Origin of the sequence: Persicirhabdus sediminis (genome assembly GCF_016595495.1) — a bacterium.
Classification (GTDB): Bacteria; Verrucomicrobiota; Verrucomicrobiia; order Verrucomicrobiales; family Akkermansiaceae; genus Persicirhabdus; species Persicirhabdus sediminis.
The window spans coordinates 37,522-55,498 of record NZ_JAENIM010000047.1; the positions used below are offsets into that span (position 1 = coordinate 37,522).

At 48.4% G+C, this 17,977-nt stretch carries 26 protein-coding genes; all 26 read right to left on the minus strand.

Translation table 11 applies throughout. The annotated features are described in order from the left end of the window. Positions 1-14: 14 nt before the first annotated feature. Positions 15-644, minus strand: a complete 630-nt coding sequence (locus JIN82_RS16005) for an urea amidolyase associated protein UAAP2 (RefSeq protein ID WP_200312680.1) — start codon at positions 642-644, stop codon at positions 15-17. Positions 645-666: 22 nt separating this feature from the next. Continuing rightward, positions 667-1,389, minus strand: coding sequence for an urea amidolyase associated protein UAAP1 (locus JIN82_RS16010; RefSeq protein ID WP_200312681.1), 723 nt, complete (start codon positions 1,387-1,389; stop codon positions 667-669). Positions 1,390-1,393: 4 nt separating this feature from the next. Next, complete coding sequence (gene nikR, locus JIN82_RS16015; protein ID WP_200312682.1) at positions 1,394-1,897, minus strand: nickel-responsive transcriptional regulator NikR; 504 nt, start codon at positions 1,895-1,897, stop codon at positions 1,394-1,396. 27 nt (positions 1,898-1,924) lie between these two features. Continuing rightward, a complete protein-coding gene (locus JIN82_RS16020; protein WP_200312683.1) occupies positions 1,925-2,827 on the minus strand; it encodes an ABC transporter ATP-binding protein in 903 nt (300 codons plus the stop codon). A 2-nt stretch (positions 2,828-2,829) separates the two neighbouring features. Next, entirely contained in the window at positions 2,830-4,251 is a 1,422-nt protein-coding gene (locus JIN82_RS16025) for an ABC transporter permease (RefSeq protein ID WP_200312684.1), read from the minus strand. Positions 4,252-4,281: 30 nt separating this feature from the next. Then, positions 4,282-5,256 carry an ABC transporter substrate-binding protein gene (locus tag JIN82_RS16030; RefSeq protein WP_200312685.1) on the minus strand — a complete coding sequence of 325 codons (975 nt, stop codon included), beginning with the start codon at positions 5,254-5,256 and terminating at the stop codon, positions 4,282-4,284. 312 nt (positions 5,257-5,568) lie between these two features. Then, complete coding sequence (locus JIN82_RS16035) at positions 5,569-5,994, minus strand: NYN domain-containing protein (RefSeq protein WP_200312686.1); 426 nt, start codon at positions 5,992-5,994, stop codon at positions 5,569-5,571. 159 nt (positions 5,995-6,153) lie between these two features. Continuing rightward, positions 6,154-6,459, minus strand: coding sequence for a hypothetical protein (locus JIN82_RS16040; protein ID WP_200312687.1), 306 nt, complete (start codon positions 6,457-6,459; stop codon positions 6,154-6,156). Positions 6,460-6,528: 69 nt separating this feature from the next. After that, positions 6,529-8,073 carry a pyridoxal-phosphate dependent enzyme gene (locus tag JIN82_RS16045; RefSeq protein WP_200312688.1) on the minus strand — a complete coding sequence of 515 codons (1,545 nt, stop codon included), beginning with the start codon at positions 8,071-8,073 and terminating at the stop codon, positions 6,529-6,531. A gap of 109 nt (positions 8,074-8,182) precedes the next feature. Beyond that, on the minus strand, positions 8,183-9,718 hold the full coding sequence (gene secY / locus JIN82_RS16050) for a preprotein translocase subunit SecY (protein ID WP_200312689.1): 1,536 nt from the start codon (positions 9,716-9,718) through the stop codon (positions 8,183-8,185). A gap of 205 nt (positions 9,719-9,923) precedes the next feature. Continuing rightward, positions 9,924-10,364: a 50S ribosomal protein L15 gene (gene rplO / locus JIN82_RS16055; protein WP_200312690.1), complete on the minus strand. Its 441-nt coding sequence runs from the start codon at positions 10,362-10,364 to the stop codon at positions 9,924-9,926. 32 nt (positions 10,365-10,396) lie between these two features. After that, complete coding sequence (rpsE, locus tag JIN82_RS16060; protein ID WP_200312691.1) at positions 10,397-11,104, minus strand: 30S ribosomal protein S5; 708 nt, start codon at positions 11,102-11,104, stop codon at positions 10,397-10,399. Positions 11,105-11,115: 11 nt separating this feature from the next. Further along, complete coding sequence (rplR, locus tag JIN82_RS16065) at positions 11,116-11,472, minus strand: 50S ribosomal protein L18 (RefSeq protein ID WP_234042113.1); 357 nt, start codon at positions 11,470-11,472, stop codon at positions 11,116-11,118. A gap of 28 nt (positions 11,473-11,500) precedes the next feature. Beyond that, positions 11,501-12,040: a 50S ribosomal protein L6 gene (rplF, locus tag JIN82_RS16070; RefSeq protein ID WP_200312692.1), complete on the minus strand. Its 540-nt coding sequence runs from the start codon at positions 12,038-12,040 to the stop codon at positions 11,501-11,503. 23 nt (positions 12,041-12,063) lie between these two features. Next, positions 12,064-12,465 (minus strand): 30S ribosomal protein S8, encoded by a 402-nt coding sequence (rpsH, locus tag JIN82_RS16075; RefSeq protein ID WP_200312693.1) that lies wholly within the window; start codon positions 12,463-12,465, stop codon positions 12,064-12,066. A 31-nt stretch (positions 12,466-12,496) separates the two neighbouring features. Continuing rightward, the gene (rplE, locus tag JIN82_RS16080) at positions 12,497-13,069 is read right to left on the minus strand and encodes a 50S ribosomal protein L5 (protein WP_200312694.1); all 573 of its coding nucleotides are present in this window, start codon (positions 13,067-13,069) and stop codon (positions 12,497-12,499) included. 99 nt (positions 13,070-13,168) lie between these two features. Further along, positions 13,169-13,399 carry a 50S ribosomal protein L24 gene (gene rplX / locus JIN82_RS16085; RefSeq protein ID WP_200312695.1) on the minus strand — a complete coding sequence of 77 codons (231 nt, stop codon included), beginning with the start codon at positions 13,397-13,399 and terminating at the stop codon, positions 13,169-13,171. A gap of 35 nt (positions 13,400-13,434) precedes the next feature. Then, positions 13,435-13,800, minus strand: coding sequence for a 50S ribosomal protein L14 (rplN, locus tag JIN82_RS16090; protein WP_200312696.1), 366 nt, complete (start codon positions 13,798-13,800; stop codon positions 13,435-13,437). Between the two features lie 21 nt (positions 13,801-13,821). Next, complete coding sequence (gene rpsQ, locus JIN82_RS16095; RefSeq protein WP_200312697.1) at positions 13,822-14,082, minus strand: 30S ribosomal protein S17; 261 nt, start codon at positions 14,080-14,082, stop codon at positions 13,822-13,824. Positions 14,083-14,113: 31 nt separating this feature from the next. Next, on the minus strand, positions 14,114-14,314 hold the full coding sequence (rpmC, locus tag JIN82_RS16100; protein ID WP_200312698.1) for a 50S ribosomal protein L29: 201 nt from the start codon (positions 14,312-14,314) through the stop codon (positions 14,114-14,116). A 43-nt stretch (positions 14,315-14,357) separates the two neighbouring features. After that, positions 14,358-14,777, minus strand: a complete 420-nt coding sequence (rplP, locus tag JIN82_RS16105) for a 50S ribosomal protein L16 (protein WP_200312699.1) — start codon at positions 14,775-14,777, stop codon at positions 14,358-14,360. A gap of 43 nt (positions 14,778-14,820) precedes the next feature. Continuing rightward, positions 14,821-15,522, minus strand: coding sequence for a 30S ribosomal protein S3 (rpsC, locus tag JIN82_RS16110; protein WP_200312700.1), 702 nt, complete (start codon positions 15,520-15,522; stop codon positions 14,821-14,823). 21 nt (positions 15,523-15,543) lie between these two features. Next, on the minus strand, positions 15,544-15,945 hold the full coding sequence (rplV, locus tag JIN82_RS16115) for a 50S ribosomal protein L22 (protein WP_200312882.1): 402 nt from the start codon (positions 15,943-15,945) through the stop codon (positions 15,544-15,546). Positions 15,946-15,970: 25 nt separating this feature from the next. Beyond that, positions 15,971-16,711, minus strand: a complete 741-nt coding sequence (locus JIN82_RS16120) for a hypothetical protein (RefSeq protein WP_234042114.1) — start codon at positions 16,709-16,711, stop codon at positions 15,971-15,973. A gap of 25 nt (positions 16,712-16,736) precedes the next feature. Further along, the gene (rpsS, locus tag JIN82_RS16125) at positions 16,737-17,006 is read right to left on the minus strand and encodes a 30S ribosomal protein S19 (protein WP_200312702.1); all 270 of its coding nucleotides are present in this window, start codon (positions 17,004-17,006) and stop codon (positions 16,737-16,739) included. A gap of 32 nt (positions 17,007-17,038) precedes the next feature. Further along, positions 17,039-17,875 carry a 50S ribosomal protein L2 gene (gene rplB / locus JIN82_RS16130; RefSeq protein WP_200312703.1) on the minus strand — a complete coding sequence of 279 codons (837 nt, stop codon included), beginning with the start codon at positions 17,873-17,875 and terminating at the stop codon, positions 17,039-17,041. Positions 17,876-17,977: the final 102 nt, after the last annotated feature.

Below are 17,977 nucleotides of genomic sequence, written 5' to 3' on the forward strand. Positions count from 1 at the left end.
TCACAAAATTAAGGTTACCAGATAGCCACCTCTACTGGTGTTGGATTCCAGCCATTACATGGGTTATTCAGCTGCGGACAGTTAGAAATAAGTACTTCAACATCCATCTTAGCGACTAACTCGACGTAACGACCCGGCGCAGAAATTCCATCATCAAAACGCAAGCCACCAGCTGGCGTCACGGGTACATTCATGAAAAAGTTAATGTTACAAGTGATGTCGCTCTTTCCTCTGCCCATTTCTTGCACGCCACGGATAAAGCTATCTCGGCACGCGTGCATCGGTTCTTTATTGAGAGCATAGCGCATCGTATTACTCTCGCGCGAACAAGCTCCGCCAAGCGTATCGTGACGGCCACAAGTATCAGCCACGATTTCTAGCATCTCGTTTCCTCGCGTCGACATCAGCTTACTCCCTGTCGTTAGATAGACTTTCCCCTGCGCTTGTATCGTATCACTCGCGCTATATCTCTCGTCCTCATCATCAGCTACATAAAATAAAGTATCCGCTGCTTGGTTTCCCTCTAGGTCAACAATGCGGATCGTCTGACCAGCGGCCACCCGCTTCCACCAATAATCACCCGCTCCAATCACATGCCTGTATTGAGCGTCCTCCACCATCAAATCACTTTTTACCGTCTTCATGTCGTCTCCTATCTCTAACTATCTAAAATCTTAACAAATGATACTCCTCTGTATTTTCAAAGGCCCTAGCGTTCTCTGGGTGCGAGAGCCTGCAGTGATCATCACCTCCTGCGGCATCCGCCTCATACACCTCTAGCAGAACGGGCTTCTCCGTGTAATGCGGAGCTGAAGAAAGTGGATGCTGGCACAAATTGAGCACCACAAGACAATCCATTTCCATTCTCAGATCAATATAACTCCCCGCCTCGGAGTTCCCCTCCACGTAGGATAGCTCGCCATCTTCGCCGCTCACTACTTTACTGAATAAATTCAAGTTAGGTACTAGGTCTTTCTCGCCTAGTCCCCACTTCGCTAGCTCTATCATGAAGCAATCATGCCCATTTCTATGGAAATCATTTTTTGCATTTTGATAGCTGCACTCACCATACTTGTACTCTACCAGTTTAGCATTAGATGCGCCACAAACGGTGTCATGCCAGCCGCATGTGTCAGCAATCACTGAAGATAACAAGCGCCCCATATCTGAGTGCAAACAATTGCCCTTGCTTAGATAAAAAACCTGCTGCCCCTTCAGGGTGTCCGGCATGTTGTAGCGCTCGTGTCTCTCCAGGGCATTGTACAATAACATACCAACATTGGCGCCACCTTCTAGATCAGTTAAGCGCAGGACCTTTCCACGGCTGATGATTTTCGACCACATCCCCGCTCCTGTTAACTTCTTACTGTATATCATCTCTTGCTTCATCTTCTTAATTGTTAGTCTCTTTCGTTTGAGGATATTGAATGGGTGGCATAAGAGTTGATGAAAGAGTCATTGAGCCACTCATTACCCCTTTGGTAGTAATCAAATCATCTGCTATTTTTCTAAGTTTGTTAGCTCGGCCTTGCACCAATACAACCTCCATAGTTCGTTCATCCTCTAGGTGCACATGGAGTGAACTAATAACCTCTTCCAAGTAACCATATTGTATATCAGCCAGTCTTTTTTTGATGCCACGTTTAGAATGTGCATAAACTAAAGTGATGGCCCCGGTCATGATATTGGAACCTTCTTCACATGCGTAGCGGTCTAACTCACGCATCAGAAGTTCACTCACCCCTTGTGAACGACTTTCAAAGCCTCGCTGATCAATCAACGAGTCAAAGCGCCGAATCAAGCTGCGGGGAACTGACAGGCTAATTCGTTCCATCGGCTCACTTGCCGTGGTTGAAGCCGTCATCATAACAGGCTCGGAATAATACTTTTCCTTCATTTTGTAATAACTGGATGGCAAATAATTTTAATAAACATCATCACCTACCGCTGTCATACGCGGGATAACAACACGCTTCTGTTCACTAGCAGGTTTGTAGATGAGCTCTTCCAGGCGTTGCTTAACAGACAAGAATTCAGGAGAGATGAATTGTTCAGGTCCCCTTGGGTGCGGCACAGGTACTTCTATCACCTCTTGTACACAGCTAGGATTCGCTCCTAGAACCAGTACCCTATCAGATAAATAAATTGCCTCATCGAGGTCGTGAGTAATAAACAAAACTGTGACGTCAACATTCTTCCAGATTTCCAACAGGTAAGCCTGCATTTGAGCTCGCGTCTGGGCATCTAGGGCTCCAAATGGCTCATCCATCAGAAGGATTCTTGGCTGATTTGCTAGAGCGCGGGCAATAGCTACACGCTGTTTCATCCCTCCGGACAATTCATGAGGATAGGCATTAGCGAAGCGAGTGAGTCCAACAATATCCAGCCACTGCATAGCCTCGCTCTCGGCCGAAGTGCCTGATTCACCACGCATTTTCATGCCAAACATAACGTTCTTCTTCACCGTCAGCCAAGGGAACAAAGTATATCCTTGAAAGACCATACCGCGGTCGGGGCCTGGGCCATCAATTTGCTTACCATCCAACAAAACTTGCCCACTCGTGACCGATTCCAATCCAGCCAATATGCGGATCAATGTCGACTTACCACAACCCGACTGTCCAATTACGCTGATAAATTCGCGACGATGAACATTAAAGCTAATGTTATCGAGTGCGTGCACGTCACCTTTAGGCGTTGAGAAAACCCGGCTGGCCGATTTGACTTCTAGCACTTTTGGTCGCTGCTTGAGCTGATCAAAGCGGTTCTTCACCAGCTCGCTTTGCTCTGTGTAACTAGGAAGATGTATTCCTGAGGACGTATTCATAATTAGATAGCTTTGGTATTAATTTCAGGTTCAAGACGCCCCTCAGTCAGCCACGCTACAAACCTAGCAGGTAGCCGCACAATTTGTGCAATCGGGCCGGATTTTTCATCCACAATCCATGGGAAGAAAACCACCCTTACACCTGATAGGATTTGATCGACAAAGAAACCAGTCAGGCCAATAAGGAAAATAATTGGATAAACGTGGTCGAACTGGAAACGACGGCCCTGAGTATCAATAATTTCCGTGAGTCCACTTTTCATGCCGATAAGCTCCGCAATGACTAACCATGTCCACGCCCAGCCCAACAGAATCCGAAGATCGTTATACAAGCTTGGTAGAATAGCTGGAATCACGACATCCTTAATCACCTGAAGCCTGCTCGCTCCCAGAGTTTGGGCGGCGTCCAACAGCGAACGGTCTACTGTCCTAGTTGTGTTCGCCACCATGAGGATCAGATGCGGAAGTGTGCCTATAACAACCAAGGCAACCTTAGGCGCCTGCGCGAGACCAAACACTGCAATGAGCACGGTACTGAATGCCGGTGCGGGCATGTAGCGGAAGAAATCGACAAATGGTTCTATCAGCTTGGATAAAAAAGTGAATGTTCCAGCTAGCAAAGCGATAGGTACGCCAATGAGTGCCGCCAGTAGAAATCCTGAAAAGACCACCGAAATAGATGAACGATAACGGCTAGCAACTTGTAGATCCCCGAGTTCAGATTGGTTTGTAAAATCAGCCCATGCGCTGTTAAAAACCTCATCTGGAGCAGGGATGTAAACTGGTCTAGCAACTTTCAATCTACCCTGAGGAACCAGCTGAAACATGGGCTCAGATAGAAACTTGTTGGCGTCGTAGTTATCTGCCACTTGATTGAGTAGCTGATAGTTGGTTTTGATCAACTGGAGGTTTTCGTCACTGAGCGTCCCGTCAGCAACTTGCAACTCTCCGCTGTCCAGCTGCCCCCATAAGCGAAACATTGTCGCATACATTTCGCGGTAGTAATCTTTAGAGCTCAGCTGATCTTTAATGCGAACATTGAACCAGCCATTTTCTTCGGCAACAGGGACAAATGAGCGAAGAATCTTTTTGTTATAACTACGCGCACTGCGTTCACTCATGCCGAAGTCCTTAGCCGAACTTTCACGCATTTCCGCTAGAGCAGCGTTATCGTCTCTAATCGCTTGCTGATAATCGTGAAAATAATCATCAGAAACAACATCGCCAGCTAGATAAGTGGCCGGAAAGGCCTGCGTATCTGATGGTGCCGATACAATTGTTAGTCTATAATCACGCTCCCATAAAAACGGGGCATAAGAGACCACGCACCATAAGACGAGAGGAATCAAAAATGAACACATCACAAGGACGCGAGCACTCATATCGCCGAGCGGTGCAGCTACTTTAAACCAATTCCTCATCATCTTATGAGCTAATGTGACTATAATGACTGCCTACTTGGCTAACTCCGCAGTTAGGCTGGCGTCGAAATATTTACTGATATCTTGAGCTGACTCATAAACCTTATACTTCACGTTGAAGTCATCAGATATTTTGCTAGATCCGTAAACAGAAGATAGCCCTTCGCCAGGCTGATAGGCAGCTAGCGCCTGCTCGAGCGAGAGGATGAATGTACCATCGAGAAGCGGTTCATAAGCATCAGGTTTCATGCCGACACGCTGAGCTAAGATATCTAATGATTCTTCGTGGTTCTCTTCATCTTTAAGGTATTCGACGATCTGATACCAAACCTTGACGACTTTTAGCCACTCAGCTCTGTTCTTTTGCAAACTTTCAGGGCTGACAAACAGGCCATCATAAATGATGCCTGGTGCGTTGGCTGAGGAAAACAGCACTTTAGAACCAGCTACTTCCTTTAGCGCTGTTCCTGAGTTAGGCTGCCAAGCACAGATAGCAGCTACTTTTCCGCTCTTCAATACCTGAGGAGTTTCATCTGTTGGAGTATTAACAATCTCGATATCAGACTCGCTCATGCCATGCGCCTCGAGGGCCTTTAGGGTGAGCAGATGTGGGACAAAGCCCTCTTCAAGAGCAACTTTTTTCCCCTTCAAGTCCTTAACGTCTTTGATGTCTTTAGTTCCAACCAGAATATCGTTACCGTTAGAATAATCATTAAGAACAATAGCCACGGATGGTTTAGCGGTTGCTCCTGTCACTAGGGCGTCGCCGTTAGTCATGCACACCGCATCTAACTGCCCAGCACCATAAGCTTCCATTGAGGCGACGTAATCCATCCATACAAAATCCACCTCAACACCCGCTTCTTTGAACCAGCCTTTTTGAACACCAATTTCCCAAGCCACCCAGCCTGGCCAATCACTGTAGCCTACTTTGAGGGGTTCAGCGTGCAAAGTTGTCGTCATAGCCACTGCGGCTATGCCCATTACCATTGTCTTGATCTTTTTCATCTGCTCAGCATGTTAATTTTGATTAGGCGCGAGTAATACTTTTTGACAAAAAGCTCACACGCTAACCCATGCTGAGCAGGCGGCATGCCAGCGGGCCAAACCATGCATGACAGTCATTCATGCTGGAAATGCCTCAAATTCATCTTACAGATCTGGCTGGAAAATGGCGTTACAAATAGGTATCACTTAGCCATTCAAAACAGCTCGCTTGCAGCAGGTCTAACTAGCTAACTAATCCCTACCCACGCAGAGTAGTCAGCCAGAATACTAACTAGGCTAACGAAAAAGAGCTCGGAAGTTAGAAACGCAATGCTAAATCCCCCACTCGCGGCGGAAGTTGCCTAGTTGGCGGTCGATGTCTTCTAGCAATGATCTGGCGCTCATGCAGTGGCCACCGAAGGCAGCTACGGTATCGAGTTCCATTCTATCATTGCTGGCCACGGTGATGTCGAATTTGGCGGCTTTCTGAGCGACAATTCGCTCGATAACAGAATCAGCGGTTTGGCCATTTTTAGAATAGAGCACCAAGATCTCGCTATTGGTGCCGCCAGCTTGGCCACGTTTGGTTTGTTTACCATCGTAGACTAAGACGACGTTGGCACCGGTGATGTCTTGGTAATGATTGAGGTCGTCGATGAGCTGCTGGCGCGCAGCTGGTTGATCACGATCATGTAATGTACGCAGCTCATCTGACGCAAATATGACACTGTGCCCATCGACGATAATTACCCGCTGCATGCGGATAAGCTGGCGTAAAACCAGTCAGCTGGCAACCGTTGGCTAAGGATAATTTCCAACACCCAGCTGGAGCCTATACTCGTAAAATAAAAAGCCCCGCTCGAATGAACGAGCGGGGCTGGGTGATTTTTTACTAACTACCAGATTTATCTGAGCAGACTAGTCTTCCTTAGTTTCGGTAGATTTTTTAGCGGCTTTCTTGGCTACCTTTTTAGTCGCTTTCTTAGCGGCTTTTTTGGCTGTCTTTTTAGCGGCAGCTTTTTTAGCTGTTTTCTTGGCAGCCTTTTTAGCTGGCGCTTTTTTTGGTGGTTCAGCTTTGGCTGGAGCGTCCTCTTTCACAGGAGCATCAGCCTTAGATGTGGAGATCTTTTTCGCTCCGATCAGAGCGTTGGTTAGTTGCTTTTTCCGTTTGATGTATTGCTTACGACGACGACGCTTAGTGGCAGTTCTATGTGGTTTTCCCATATTATTTGAATTTAACTGCCTAAGGATGACAAACCAACACCCGTTCATGCAAGCGTAAAGTACACGCCGTCATACATTGCGTCCGGTGAGACGGTAAAATGTCTCATCACTGACGGCTCTAGCTGAACGGATAGACTCACCTTCTAGCTGGCTGAGCAAATGTTCACAACTCGCTCTGTCAGCATCACTAGCGAACTCCATGCCCACTAGAGCGCGACCAACGCGTTCACCTGAATAGGCGTAGTTGAAATAACACAAACTAGCCAGCTGGCTAACTTTGCTCATAAACTCAAGAAATGCGCCAGCGCGCTCGGGAAATTCGATATTCACAAATAAGACACGCTCAAACAATTCCGGGCTGTAGTTGATGATGCGGTATCCCACATCTTCAGCTAGCGAGACATCTTGTGAGGTAATGCCATTGGCTGATAGGTGCTGGTCTAGCTGATGATATTGATCTTCGCTACCTATCAGACCTAGAACTGGAAATTGCATATCACCTGCAACGCGACCGTATTGCACATCAACAATGCTGATACCCTCTGGTAAGCTAGCTAGGAAATTGACTAAAGTTCCGCGACCTTCAGGAATATGTACACGCATGAAGCGACGCTTGCGCGAACCAATGCCCGCCTTACGCGCGATCATGCTCAGCTGGGCAAAATCCATGTTAGCTCCACAGATGACGGTGAGCACACGCTCGCCGGCTTGAATGTGACCCGCCGCGCGATCTTGCAGGATACCTGCGAGTCCCATTGCCCCACTCGGCTCTGGGATGACTCTGAGATTTTCCCACATCATGCGGATGGCATGGCAGACTTCGTCGTTGGTTACGGTGACAATATCATCAAGCAGCTGAGAACACATTTGATGGGTATTGCTTCCCACCTTTCGCACCGCGGTGCCATCGCAGAAAACATCGACGTAATCTAAGGCAACTGGCTGGCCAGCGGCGATGGCGGATTTCATGGATGCTTGGTCAACACCTTCAACACCGATGACTTTCACCTGTGGCCAGAATTTTTTCAGCCAGCAAGCGACTGAGGATGCGAGCCCACCACCACCAACGGCTAGGTAAACTCTATCAAACGCGCCCTGGCCGCTCATGACAATCTCATCAGCTAGGGTGCCTTGGCCACCCATGGTAGCTGGATCATTATACGGGTGAATGTAGGTAGCTTGGTGCTCATCACAGTAAGCTAGCGCGGCGAGGCCAGCGTCGTCGTAGGTATCACCCACTAGCTGGATTTCTACCATCTCACCACCGTGACGCAGCACTTCACTTTGCTTCACCTCAGGCGTTGAGCGCGGCATGAATATCGTTGCCTTACAGCCGAGTGACTTAGCAGCTAGGGCGACTCCTTGTGCGTGGTTGCCAGCTGACGCGGCGACGATACCACTGGCGCGTTGCGCATCAGTAAGTGCCGCCATGGCATTGTAGGCACCACGCCATTTGTAGGCTTTGATTGGGCCAAGATCTTCGCGTTTCACCCAAATCTCAAAATCATCATTGAATGCGGGTAAGCGCTGCAGAGGCGTCGGTTGGCCAACGGCGTAAACACGCTCGCGCGCCATGAGTATTTCGCTGAAAAGTTGATCGAGTGTAACTGTCATGATGGATGAGTTGGTAGAATTTAACACGCTAGCAGCTGCTAGCTAGAAACAAAAAAAAGCCTCACACGATTGGATCGCGTGAGGCTAGAAATTGAGAAGCAATTTTCAATTAGTTAGCGAACCAAGATGCTGCACCGAGCACGAGGATAACTGCCATGAAAATAATGAGGTAGAGCGTCACATTGCTGCTCGCTGTAGCACCATTTTGCTGAAGTTTGTCGTAGCGACCTTTGAGCTTACCTTTTCTGAGGAAGCCGTCGTAGTTACGCTGCAAGAGGTGAGTTTCCACCTGACGCATCATGTCGAGCAATACACCCACAAGGATGAGCAGTGATGTACCACCGAAGAAACTGGTGACCATAAGGTCGAGTTTCTTGCTCATGAAGATCAATGGCATGAGAGAAACAAACCAAGGAAGGACAAAGATGATAGACAGGAAGATAGAACCCGCGAATGTGAGGCGAGTCATAGTGAAGTCGAGGAAGTCAGCAGTTGGCTTACCTGGACGCACACCTGGCACATAGCCACCGCTACGCTTGAGGTTTTCAGAAATCTCACTTGGCTGGAACATAGTGGCCACCCAGAAGTATGAGAAGAAGAAGATCATCACACCTGAGATAACGTAGAACCAAACGTTGTCCTGACGGAACAGCTCTTGTGATTTGATCAGCCAGTCCCAATCCTTGAACATTTCAAGGTTGTGCAGCTGAGAGAAAAGGAATGGTGGCAGTGAAAGAATCGCTGTGGCGAAGATGATTGGCATCACACCTGCGTAGTTCACTTTTAGCGGTAGGTACTGAACTTGGTCAGATCCGTACTGTTTGCGGCCAACAACACGCTTGGCGTATTTGATGGCGATGCGGCGCTGGGCCTGAGTGATGGCAATAACCGCGGCGATAACACCGATGAGGAAAGCTACCAAGAATACCAGGAAGGCTGCAGCTGGAGCACCAGCGTCACCCACTACGAGTGTCTGCCATGCGATACCAAGAGCACCAGGAAGAGCAGAGATGATGTTTACTGAGATGATGATGGAAATACCATTACCAAGTCCACGTTCAGTGATCTGGTCACCCAGCCACATTAGCAAGAGTGTACCTGTGACAATAGTCACCACTGTAGTGAAGATGAATACCCAGCCGTAGTTCGGCACAAGTTCGCCATGTGTAGCGGCTACTTGCTCGATGCCTTGAAGTCCCGGAATGTTACCTGGGTTGTTCAAGCTGATCGCCAGCAGGTAACCTTGTACCAAAGCGATGACGATTGTAGCAAAGCGAGTATATTGCGTGATTTTCTGACGTCCGCCGTCTTCACGTGATAGCTTGGCAAGTTTAGGGACAACAGCCGTCATCAGCTGCATCATAATCGATGCTGAGATGTATGGCATAATGCCCAGAGCGAAAACGCCCATCTGAGTGAGACCACCACCTGAAAAGATAGTGAGCATTGTACCGATGCTAGCGCTGCCGCTATCATCGCCACCCATAGCCTGCTTCTGCTTGAGGAATTCATCAATGACTGAAGAGTCAACACCCGGCAAGGTGACATGAACGCCAAGGCGAACAAGAACGATCATCGCCAGCGTGAAAAGAATACGCTCGCGCAGTTCAGGTACTTTCCAAGTACTCGCAAATGCGGAAATCATAGTGTGATTTTTGTTTGTAGTAGATTAATGGCCTACCAGAGGCCAAAAGAGAAAATTGCGGGGGTCTTTATACGCAACAAGAGGAAGCGATCAAGCGCTTCCTCTTTGTAATCGCAAATTTTTCAGCTAAGTCACTGAAAGAGATGATCTTTAACTTAATAAAAAGTAAAAAGTGAGAGCCGATTGCTCGGCTCTCACTAGTAAATTAGGCGATTGTGCCGCCAGCCTTTTCAATTTTCTCTTTAGCAGAAGCACTGAGTGCGTCTACTGAAACAGTGAGCTTTTTGCTGAGCTCGCCAGTTCCGAGAACCTTGATGGCATCGAAGCTACCTTTGATGAGGTTCGCTGCACGAAGTGTTTCTTCGTTGACGGTAGCACCGTCTTCAAAACGAGTCTCGAGGTCGCCTACGTTGACGATTACGATCGTATCCTGGAAACGTGTGTTGTTGAATCCGCGCTTAGGAAGACGACGATGCAGAGGCATCTGACCACCTTCGAAACCTGGACGAACACCACCACCAGAACGTGATTTCTGACCTTTATGACCACGGCCAGAAGTCTTACCAAGACCGGAGCTTTCACCGCGACCAAGGATCTTAATTCTGTGCTTAGCACCAGGACGTGGTTGAAGATTATGTAGATTCATAATAGTAATTTTTAGCTAGGTTATGAGTCCGATTAGATGGACTTCTCTTTCTTCTTCTTGCCACGACCACCAAGAACTTGGTCTGCAGTACGCAGAGAACCGAGTGCCTTGAGAGTAGCTTTCACTACGTTAGCGTGGTTGTTTGAGCCGAGGCTCTTACCCAGCACGTCAGTGATACCAACTGCTTCACAAACAGCACGCACACCACCACCAGCAATAATACCGGTACCTGGAGATGCAGGCTTGAGAAGAACTACACCACCACCGTACTCAGCCTGAACTTCGTGTGGGATAGTGCCGTTGACGATTTCAACACGCTGAAGCTGACGCTTCGCATCTTCACTTGACTTGCGGATACAGTCAGCAACTTCGTTTGCTTTACCAAATCCAACACCAACGCGGCCTTCTTTAGTACCAGAGACCATCAGTGCGGAGAAGCTGAAGCGACGTCCACCTTTTACGACTTTAGCACAGCGGTTAATGAAAACCACTTTTTCGGTAAGTTCCTTACCGTCTTCTGTCATTGGCTTTGGAGGCGCTTGACGAGGAGGACGAGGACCACGGCCACCGCGGCCTTGTGGACCACCACGGCCTGGGCCACCAGGGCCACCTGGACCGCCACGGCCTGGACCACCTGGGCCACCACGACCTGGGCCGTTACCTGGGCCACGGCGATCATTTGAGTCTTGAGGCTTAGCTGCGCCTGCAGGAGCTGTCTTATTTGTTTCGTTATCAGCCATGATATTAAGAATTAGAATTGAAGACCAGCTTCGCGTGCGGCATCAGCAAGTGCTTTGATTTTTCCGTGATAGAGGTGACCACCGCGGTCAAAAACTACCTGTTCGATATTCTTCTCTTTAGCGCGTTCAGCGATAAGAGAACCTACTTTTGCAGCTACTTCACAGTTTGAAGCGGCTTTCTCGATTGATTTGTCGAGGCTGTTGGCTGCTGCCAGAGTCACACCAGCTTCATCGTCGATGAGCTGAGTGTAAACGTGCTGGTTTGAGTAATTAACAGCAAGACGTGGACGCTCAGCAGTACCGGATAGCTTCTTACGAATGCGACGGTGAATTTTCTGACGAGCTGATTTACGGTTGAGAGTGCTCATAATTTTAAATATTTTATAATTTCAGTGATTACTTAACGCTCTTACCTGCCTTACGACGTACGTACTCACCAACGTAACGCACACCCTTACCTTTATATGGCTCAGGTGGGTAGTAACCACGGATTTCCGCGGCCATTTGGCCTACAAGCTGCTTGTCGATACCTTCAACTTTAACGTTGGTGTTCTTATCGACAGATACAGTGATACCCTCTGGAATTGGGTGAAGAATTGGGTGTGACTTACCAAGGCTGAGGTCAAGTGCTTTGCCTTTAACAGCAGCACGAAAACCAACACCGATGATTTCAAGCTCTTTAACAAAGCCTTTAGATACACCTTCAACCATGTTGCTTACAAGGCTACGGGCGGTGCCGTGAAGTGCCTTGTGTACGCGGTGGTCGCTAGGACGCTCGAGGATAACTTCGTTACCTTCAACCTTGAGTGAAATGCACTCAGGAAGTGTGTAAGAAAGCTTACCTTTAGGTCCGTCAACAGAAACGTTACCTGCGTCGTCTACCTTAACAGATACTTTCTCTGGAAGTGAGATGGATTTATTTCCAATACGTGACATTATATGTTCCTCCTATGAATTGATTACCAAACTTTAGCGATGATTTCACCACCAAGGTTTTGCTTCTTAGCCTGACCACCTGAAAGTACACCCTTAGATGTAGACAGGATGGTGATACCTAAGCCATTAAGGACACGCGGAATTTCACCCGCACCAACGTATTGACGAAGACCTGGCTTAGAAATGCGCTTAAGGTCTGTAAGAACTGGCTTACCTTCGTCTGAGTACTTAACTTTGCACTCGAGGACTTTGCTGACGCCTTCACCTTTAACTTCAAAGTTCCAGATGTAGCCTTCGTTTTTAAGGATTTCAGCGATGTGCTCTTTCACATTTGAGTGAGGAGCTGAGAATGACTCGTTACCGGCACGCGATGCGTTTTTGAAGCGGGTAAGGAAGTCTGAAATTGGGTCACTAAGAACTGCCATAATAATTGGTTTCTATAGATAGTGGTTAATATTAAACGGCAGCTTCTTCGCCGGCTTTCTTGATTTCACGGAATGGCATTCCCAGAGCTTTGAGAAGTGCACGACCTGCGTCATCGTTATTAGCTGATGTCACAAAAATCAGGTCGAATCCGAGCTGGCGCTTGATTTGGTCAAGCTCGATCTCAGGGAAGATTGATTGATCGTTGATACCAAGGGCATAGTTGCCACGGCCATCAAAGCTCTTTGGTGTAATACCGCGGAAATCGCGAATATTTGGAGCAGTGACGTTGATGAAACGATCGAGGAATTCCCACATGTGGTTGCCACGAAGAGTCACGCGTGCGCCAACGGCTTCACCTGCGCGAACTTTGAAGTTAGCAACACTCTTACGAGCGTAGGAGATACTTGGCTTCTGACCAGTGATCTTTGAGATCTCTGCGACAGCATCTTCGACAGCTTGCTTGCGGTCGTTGTGTTTGCCAATGTGAGTAGTTACAACAATCTTGTCGAGAGTTGGAACCTGATGCGGGTTGCTGCAACCTAGCTCTTCAGTGAGAGCAGGTACAACCTTATCCTTGTAGTAGGTTTGTAATGTAGGTGTCATATTGCGGGTCAGCTCGGATTTAGCGGCTTAAGCGCTTCGTTGAGATGCCAACGGGCCGGATGCACTAATGCACATCCGGCTTCTTGGCGAGACTTTTATTTAGGCTTTTTTCACGTTGGAGAGATGAACTGGTCCATCTACCTCAGCGATTCCGCCTTCTGGATTTTGCTCTGACTTCTTCAGAGTCTTCTTGATAACGCGGGCTCCAGCTACAACGCATGTACCTTTAACGGCATTGATGCTTGTCACCTGGCCTTTAGCGCCCTTGGCTCCACCAGCAATAACTTCTACTGTGTCACCAACGTTGACGTGTGTTTTAATACGGCTCATGTTGTTTGGCTCGGTTGTGAGTTTGTTATCTGAAATTAGATAACCTCTGGTGCGAGAGAAACGATCTTCATGAACTGCTTCTCGCGGAGTTCACGAGCAACTGGTCCGAAGATACGAGTGCCTTTTGGGTTACCGTCTTTATCGATGACAACAACAGCGTTGCTATCAAAGCGAAGCACGGAACCGTCTGGGCGACGGATAGGAGCTGCAGTGCGAACGACTACGCATTTCACAACAGTTCCCTTTTTAATGCTAGCAGTAGGAGTAGCTTCACGAACGTGAGCTGTGATGATGTCACCCACGTGAGCTTGCTTGGTACGCTTGCCGATCACACCAATCATCTTGGCTGAACGGGCACCTGTGTTGTCCGCAATCTGGACACTTGATTCCATTTGGAGCATAACGAGATAGTAGGTAAGATGTTAGTGTGAAAGTACTTCAGCAATCTTCCAGCGCTTAAGCTTGGAGATTGGACGAGTTTCAGTAATGCGAACTTTATCACCCACTGCAGCTTCACCAGCTTCGTCGTGAGCGTAGAATTTCTTAGAACGCTTAATGATCTTCTTGAAACGAGGGTGTGGCACGCGTGCTACGTACTCAACCACTGCGGTCTTGTCCATGGATGTGGAAACCACAACTCCAACACGGGACTTACGCAGACCGGCTTCTTCTTTGTTACTCATAGTAAATTTTATCTTGGTGTAACGTTAACGATTATCCGTTGCTCTTCTGGCTAATAGCAGTTTGCACACGGGCGATCTCGCGGCGCACTGAACGGCGACGAGCGGTATTTTCAAGCTGGCCAGTAGCCTGCTGCAAGCGCAGGTTGAGAGCTTCTTGTTTCAGATCGCGAAGGCGATTGTTGAGCTCCTTATCGGTGAGCTCAGCGATTTCTTTAAACTTAACTTGGGACATTGCTTTCTCCTGTAATTATATTGTTTAACTCTATGCTACTGGATTAAGCATGTGAGTTACGTACGATGAAGCGAGTGCGGATACCGAGCTTATTAGAAGCAAGGCGAAGCGCCTCACGGGCATCTGACTCAGGTACACCTGCGATTTCGAAAAGCATGGTACCAGGGCGAACCACAGCCACCCAAGCTTCAACAGCACCCTTACCTTTACCCATACGAGTTTCTGGTGGACGACCGGTGATTGACTTGTGTGGGAAAATGCGGATCCAAACTTTACCTTTACGCTTGAGGTAACGGTTAACTGAGATACGGCAAGCTTCAATTTGGCGGTTAGTGATCCATCCGCGGCCGAGGCTCTGCAGACCGAAATCACCGAAGCTAACCTCTGTTCCGCGCTGTGCATTACCTGCACGGCTACCGCGCTGGGTCTTGCGGAACTTAACTCTTTTTGGCATCAATGGCATAATATTATCCTCCTAGTAAATGATTGTTATTCCTGTGGGCTAATTAACCCTGACGACGATTGTTGTCACGACGCTGGCGGCGTGGACGGTCTCCACCGCGACCACCTTGTGGTCTTGGTGCTTCTTCCTTCTTATTGATCCAGCACTTAATACCGATGATTCCGTAAACAGTGTTGGCTTCAGCAAATCCATACTCGATTGGAGCACGAAGTGTCTGAAGAGGCACTTTACCGAGTGCATACCACTCAGCACGTGCGATGTCAGCACCACCGAGGCGGCCTGCACAGCGAAGACGGATGCCATCAGCACCGAAGTCCATTGCAGTCTGCATTGAACGCTTCATCGCGCGGCGGAAAGCAACACGACGCTCAAGTTGAATAGCCACCTGCTCAGCGACGAGCTGTGCATCAAGCTCAGGCTTGCGGATTTCAACGATGTCGATTTTGACTTGGCTCTCGCTGCAGAACTTAGCGATGTCAGCAGTCATTTTCTCGATTTCGGATCCTTTACGACCGATAACGAGGCCTGGACGAGAAGTGTGAAGAGTTACGCGAACGCTGTTCCATGCGCGCTCGATGACCACCTTAGAAACAGCAGCAGCTTGCATGCGTCCCTTGATGTACCCACGAATCTTAAGATCTTCGTGCAGCTTAGTAGTGTAATCCTTGCCAGTGGCGTACCACTTGGAGCGCCAGTTTTTATTAACGGCGAGGCGGAATGAGATCGGATTGACTTTACGGCCCATGATATCTGATTTTTAAATAATTTACTCGGCGCTAGCTGCTGCGTTGCGCTTCTTAGGTTTTGATGACTTCTTCTTTGGCTCTGCAATCTCAACTTCGTCGGTAAGGACGATGCGGATATGACAGCTACGCTTACGGATAGCGCCTGCGCTACCACGAGCACGTGGCTTGAAGCGCTTAAGAATTGGTCCGTCACCAATTACTGCTTCTTTAACAACGAGATCGTCAGCGAAGAGCTCGAAGTTGTTTTCTGCGTTTGCAACAGCGCTCTTGAGAGTTTTGTTGATTAGAATCGCTGCCTTACGAGGAGTATAAGTCAAAGTCTCGATTGCGGCAGAAACTGGCATTCCCTGAATAGCGCGTGCAACATCGCGGGCTTTGAGTGGCGAGATGCGAGCGTATTTATGTGTAGCATTTACTTCCATCGGAGTAGAATTGGATGTTGTTGATTTAGCGTTGGACGGTGATGACAGATGCATGGTCGCCCTGCCGGATCGTGTCTTGTGAGTTTTCGATATTTGTCGGTAATGCGCCACAAATGTCTCTTCTGACTTCTGTGACGATCGCCTCGCCTAGTTTTCGATTAGCCCGCCTGATTTCTACAAGCATGCCAATTCGAAATCCCCTTTCACTTCCGGCATTGAGAACCAACAAACCAGTTTCAGAGTCGATACTGATGACTGTTGATTGCTGCAAATTACCCGGTGCGAACTTGGGGCGCGGCTTTTGCCTTATTTCGAGCGCGGCGTCAAGCCCTCTGATTACAGATTCCAATCGAACTCTATCGTCGGGGTCTGCGGTGACGGCTTTTTTAGTGTATTGCAGTACTGCGGTGCGGAGCTCCTCAGCGGCTGCGGTGACCTCAGATAGCTGCTTTTGTAAGGCGTTTTGGTTCTTTACTGCATCGAGAAGGCGATCAGACCCTCCGTCTAAAGCATTGATCCCCAGCGCCTCAAGCATCAGCTTGATATCTGAGAGTTGTTTCTGAGATTCCTCACTTTCTTTATTAGCACTTGCTAATGATTCGGCGAGGAGGTGGTTTCGGCGCTCCAGCTGGGCAACTTGTTGTTGCAGCTTGAGCAATTCTTGATTTTTTTTCGAGTGAGCTGATGATTGCGCGATACACGGTGTGGAAATCATCACAACGAGTGTAATGATGACTGCCAAGATACCATGCATCGCGCAGTTCATAAAGTAGCTTACTCTTAGCTACGGCTTATCGTTTACCGATACCGCCGTGTGCCTTGAAGATGCGAGTCGGGGCAAATTCACCCAGTTTGTGACCCACCATGTTCTCGTTGACAAATACAGGAACAAATCCTTTGCCATTGTGAACGTCGAAGGTGTGACCAACGAAGTCTGGTGTGATCATGGACTTGCGGCTCCATGTTTTGATTGGCTTGCGGTTGCCGGCTGCTTCAGCTTTGTCAATTTTGATCAAAAGCTTTTGGTCGACGAATGCGCCTTTTTTCAGTGAGCGAGACATAATCTATATATTTCTAGTTTAGAGTTAGTGGACTACTTCTTGCGTCCCTGAACGATAACCTTGCTGCTGGCCTTGAACTTCTTACGAGTTTTCTGACCTTTAGTGTGTCCCCAAGGTGACTTAAGGTGCTGGCGACCACCACCTGACTTGGATTTACCTTCACCACCACCGTTCGGGTGATCGACTGGGTTCATACACATACCACGTACAGTTGGGCGGATGCCGAGCCAACGTGAACGACCTGCTTTAGCAGAAACGACGTTCATGTGATCGCGGTTACCAACCTGACCGATGGTGCAGTAGCAGTTTCCGTTGAACTTGCGAATTTCGCCAGAAGGCATCTTCACGAGTGCAGTACCGTCTTCTTCACGGTTGGAAAGGATCGCTTGCTGACCAGCTGAACGAGCCACTTTACCACCCATGCCTGGCACGAGTTCGATGTTGTGGATCGCTGTACCCAGAGGTACGTTCTTAAGCTGAGTTGCATTACCTGGCTTAGGCTCAACGCTCTCGCCAGACTTAACTGTAGCACCTACTACCAAGCCAACTGGGGCGAGGATGTAGCTCTTAACGCCGTCTGCGTACTCAATAAGGGCAATGCGACATGTACGGTTTGGATCGTACTCAATAGCAACGACTGTAGCTTCGATGTCGTGCTTACGACGTTTGAAGTCTACCAGACGGTACTTGCGCTTGTGACCACCACCTTTGTGGCGACAAGTGATGCGGCCTTGGTTGTTACGGCCACCTGATTTTTTAAGAGGAGCGGTGAGGCTCTTCTCTGGTGTTGATTTGGTGATCTCCTCAAATGTGTTCCAAACCTTGTAGCGGTTTGATGGAGTCACTGGCTTAAAATGTTTCAAAGGCATAGCTCGCTATTCTGTTCGAATTTATCGTTTTGCAGCGTGACCTTGCGGCCTTACTTGCGTAGATGAAATTGGGTTAAATTTGGGCTGGCGGACCAGCCCGGG

What these genes read in the sequence shown, in the direction of transcription:
- JIN82_RS16005 (WP_200312680.1), bottom strand. Translation starts at nt 644, where the DNA reads ATGAAGACGGTAAAAAGTGATTTGATGGTGGAGGACGCTCAATACAGG.
- JIN82_RS16010 (WP_200312681.1), bottom strand. Translation starts at nt 1,389, where the DNA reads ATGAAGCAAGAGATGATATACAGTAAGAAGTTAACAGGAGCGGGGATG.
- nikR (WP_200312682.1), bottom strand. Translation starts at nt 1,897, where the DNA reads ATGAAGGAAAAGTATTATTCCGAGCCTGTTATGATGACGGCTTCAACC.
- JIN82_RS16020 (WP_200312683.1), bottom strand. Translation starts at nt 2,827, where the DNA reads ATGAATACGTCCTCAGGAATACATCTTCCTAGTTACACAGAGCAAAGC.
- JIN82_RS16025 (WP_200312684.1), bottom strand. Translation starts at nt 4,251, where the DNA reads ATGATGAGGAATTGGTTTAAAGTAGCTGCACCGCTCGGCGATATGAGT.
- JIN82_RS16030 (WP_200312685.1), bottom strand. Translation starts at nt 5,256, where the DNA reads ATGAAAAAGATCAAGACAATGGTAATGGGCATAGCCGCAGTGGCTATG.
- JIN82_RS16035 (WP_200312686.1), bottom strand. Translation starts at nt 5,994, where the DNA reads ATGCAGCGGGTAATTATCGTCGATGGGCACAGTGTCATATTTGCGTCA.
- JIN82_RS16040 (WP_200312687.1), bottom strand. Translation starts at nt 6,459, where the DNA reads ATGGGAAAACCACATAGAACTGCCACTAAGCGTCGTCGTCGTAAGCAA.
- JIN82_RS16045 (WP_200312688.1), bottom strand. Translation starts at nt 8,073, where the DNA reads ATGACAGTTACACTCGATCAACTTTTCAGCGAAATACTCATGGCGCGC.
- secY (WP_200312689.1), bottom strand. Translation starts at nt 9,718, where the DNA reads ATGATTTCCGCATTTGCGAGTACTTGGAAAGTACCTGAACTGCGCGAG.
- rplO (WP_200312690.1), bottom strand. Translation starts at nt 10,364, where the DNA reads ATGAATCTACATAATCTTCAACCACGTCCTGGTGCTAAGCACAGAATT.
- rpsE (WP_200312691.1), bottom strand. Translation starts at nt 11,104, where the DNA reads ATGGCTGATAACGAAACAAATAAGACAGCTCCTGCAGGCGCAGCTAAG.
- rplR (WP_234042113.1), bottom strand. Translation starts at nt 11,472, where the DNA reads ATGAGCACTCTCAACCGTAAATCAGCTCGTCAGAAAATTCACCGTCGC.
- rplF (WP_200312692.1), bottom strand. Translation starts at nt 12,040, where the DNA reads ATGTCACGTATTGGAAATAAATCCATCTCACTTCCAGAGAAAGTATCT.
- rpsH (WP_200312693.1), bottom strand. Translation starts at nt 12,465, where the DNA reads ATGGCAGTTCTTAGTGACCCAATTTCAGACTTCCTTACCCGCTTCAAA.
- rplE (WP_200312694.1), bottom strand. Translation starts at nt 13,069, where the DNA reads ATGACACCTACATTACAAACCTACTACAAGGATAAGGTTGTACCTGCT.
- rplX (WP_200312695.1), bottom strand. Translation starts at nt 13,399, where the DNA reads ATGAGCCGTATTAAAACACACGTCAACGTTGGTGACACAGTAGAAGTT.
- rplN (WP_200312696.1), bottom strand. Translation starts at nt 13,800, where the DNA reads ATGCTCCAAATGGAATCAAGTGTCCAGATTGCGGACAACACAGGTGCC.
- rpsQ (WP_200312697.1), bottom strand. Translation starts at nt 14,082, where the DNA reads ATGAGTAACAAAGAAGAAGCCGGTCTGCGTAAGTCCCGTGTTGGAGTT.
- rpmC (WP_200312698.1), bottom strand. Translation starts at nt 14,314, where the DNA reads ATGTCCCAAGTTAAGTTTAAAGAAATCGCTGAGCTCACCGATAAGGAG.
- rplP (WP_200312699.1), bottom strand. Translation starts at nt 14,777, where the DNA reads ATGCCATTGATGCCAAAAAGAGTTAAGTTCCGCAAGACCCAGCGCGGT.
- rpsC (WP_200312700.1), bottom strand. Translation starts at nt 15,522, where the DNA reads ATGGGCCGTAAAGTCAATCCGATCTCATTCCGCCTCGCCGTTAATAAA.
- rplV (WP_200312882.1), bottom strand. Translation starts at nt 15,945, where the DNA reads ATGGAAGTAAATGCTACACATAAATACGCTCGCATCTCGCCACTCAAA.
- JIN82_RS16120 (WP_234042114.1), bottom strand. Translation starts at nt 16,711, where the DNA reads ATGAACTGCGCGATGCATGGTATCTTGGCAGTCATCATTACACTCGTT.
- rpsS (WP_200312702.1), bottom strand. Translation starts at nt 17,006, where the DNA reads ATGTCTCGCTCACTGAAAAAAGGCGCATTCGTCGACCAAAAGCTTTTG.
- rplB (WP_200312703.1), bottom strand. Translation starts at nt 17,875, where the DNA reads ATGCCTTTGAAACATTTTAAGCCAGTGACTCCATCAAACCGCTACAAG.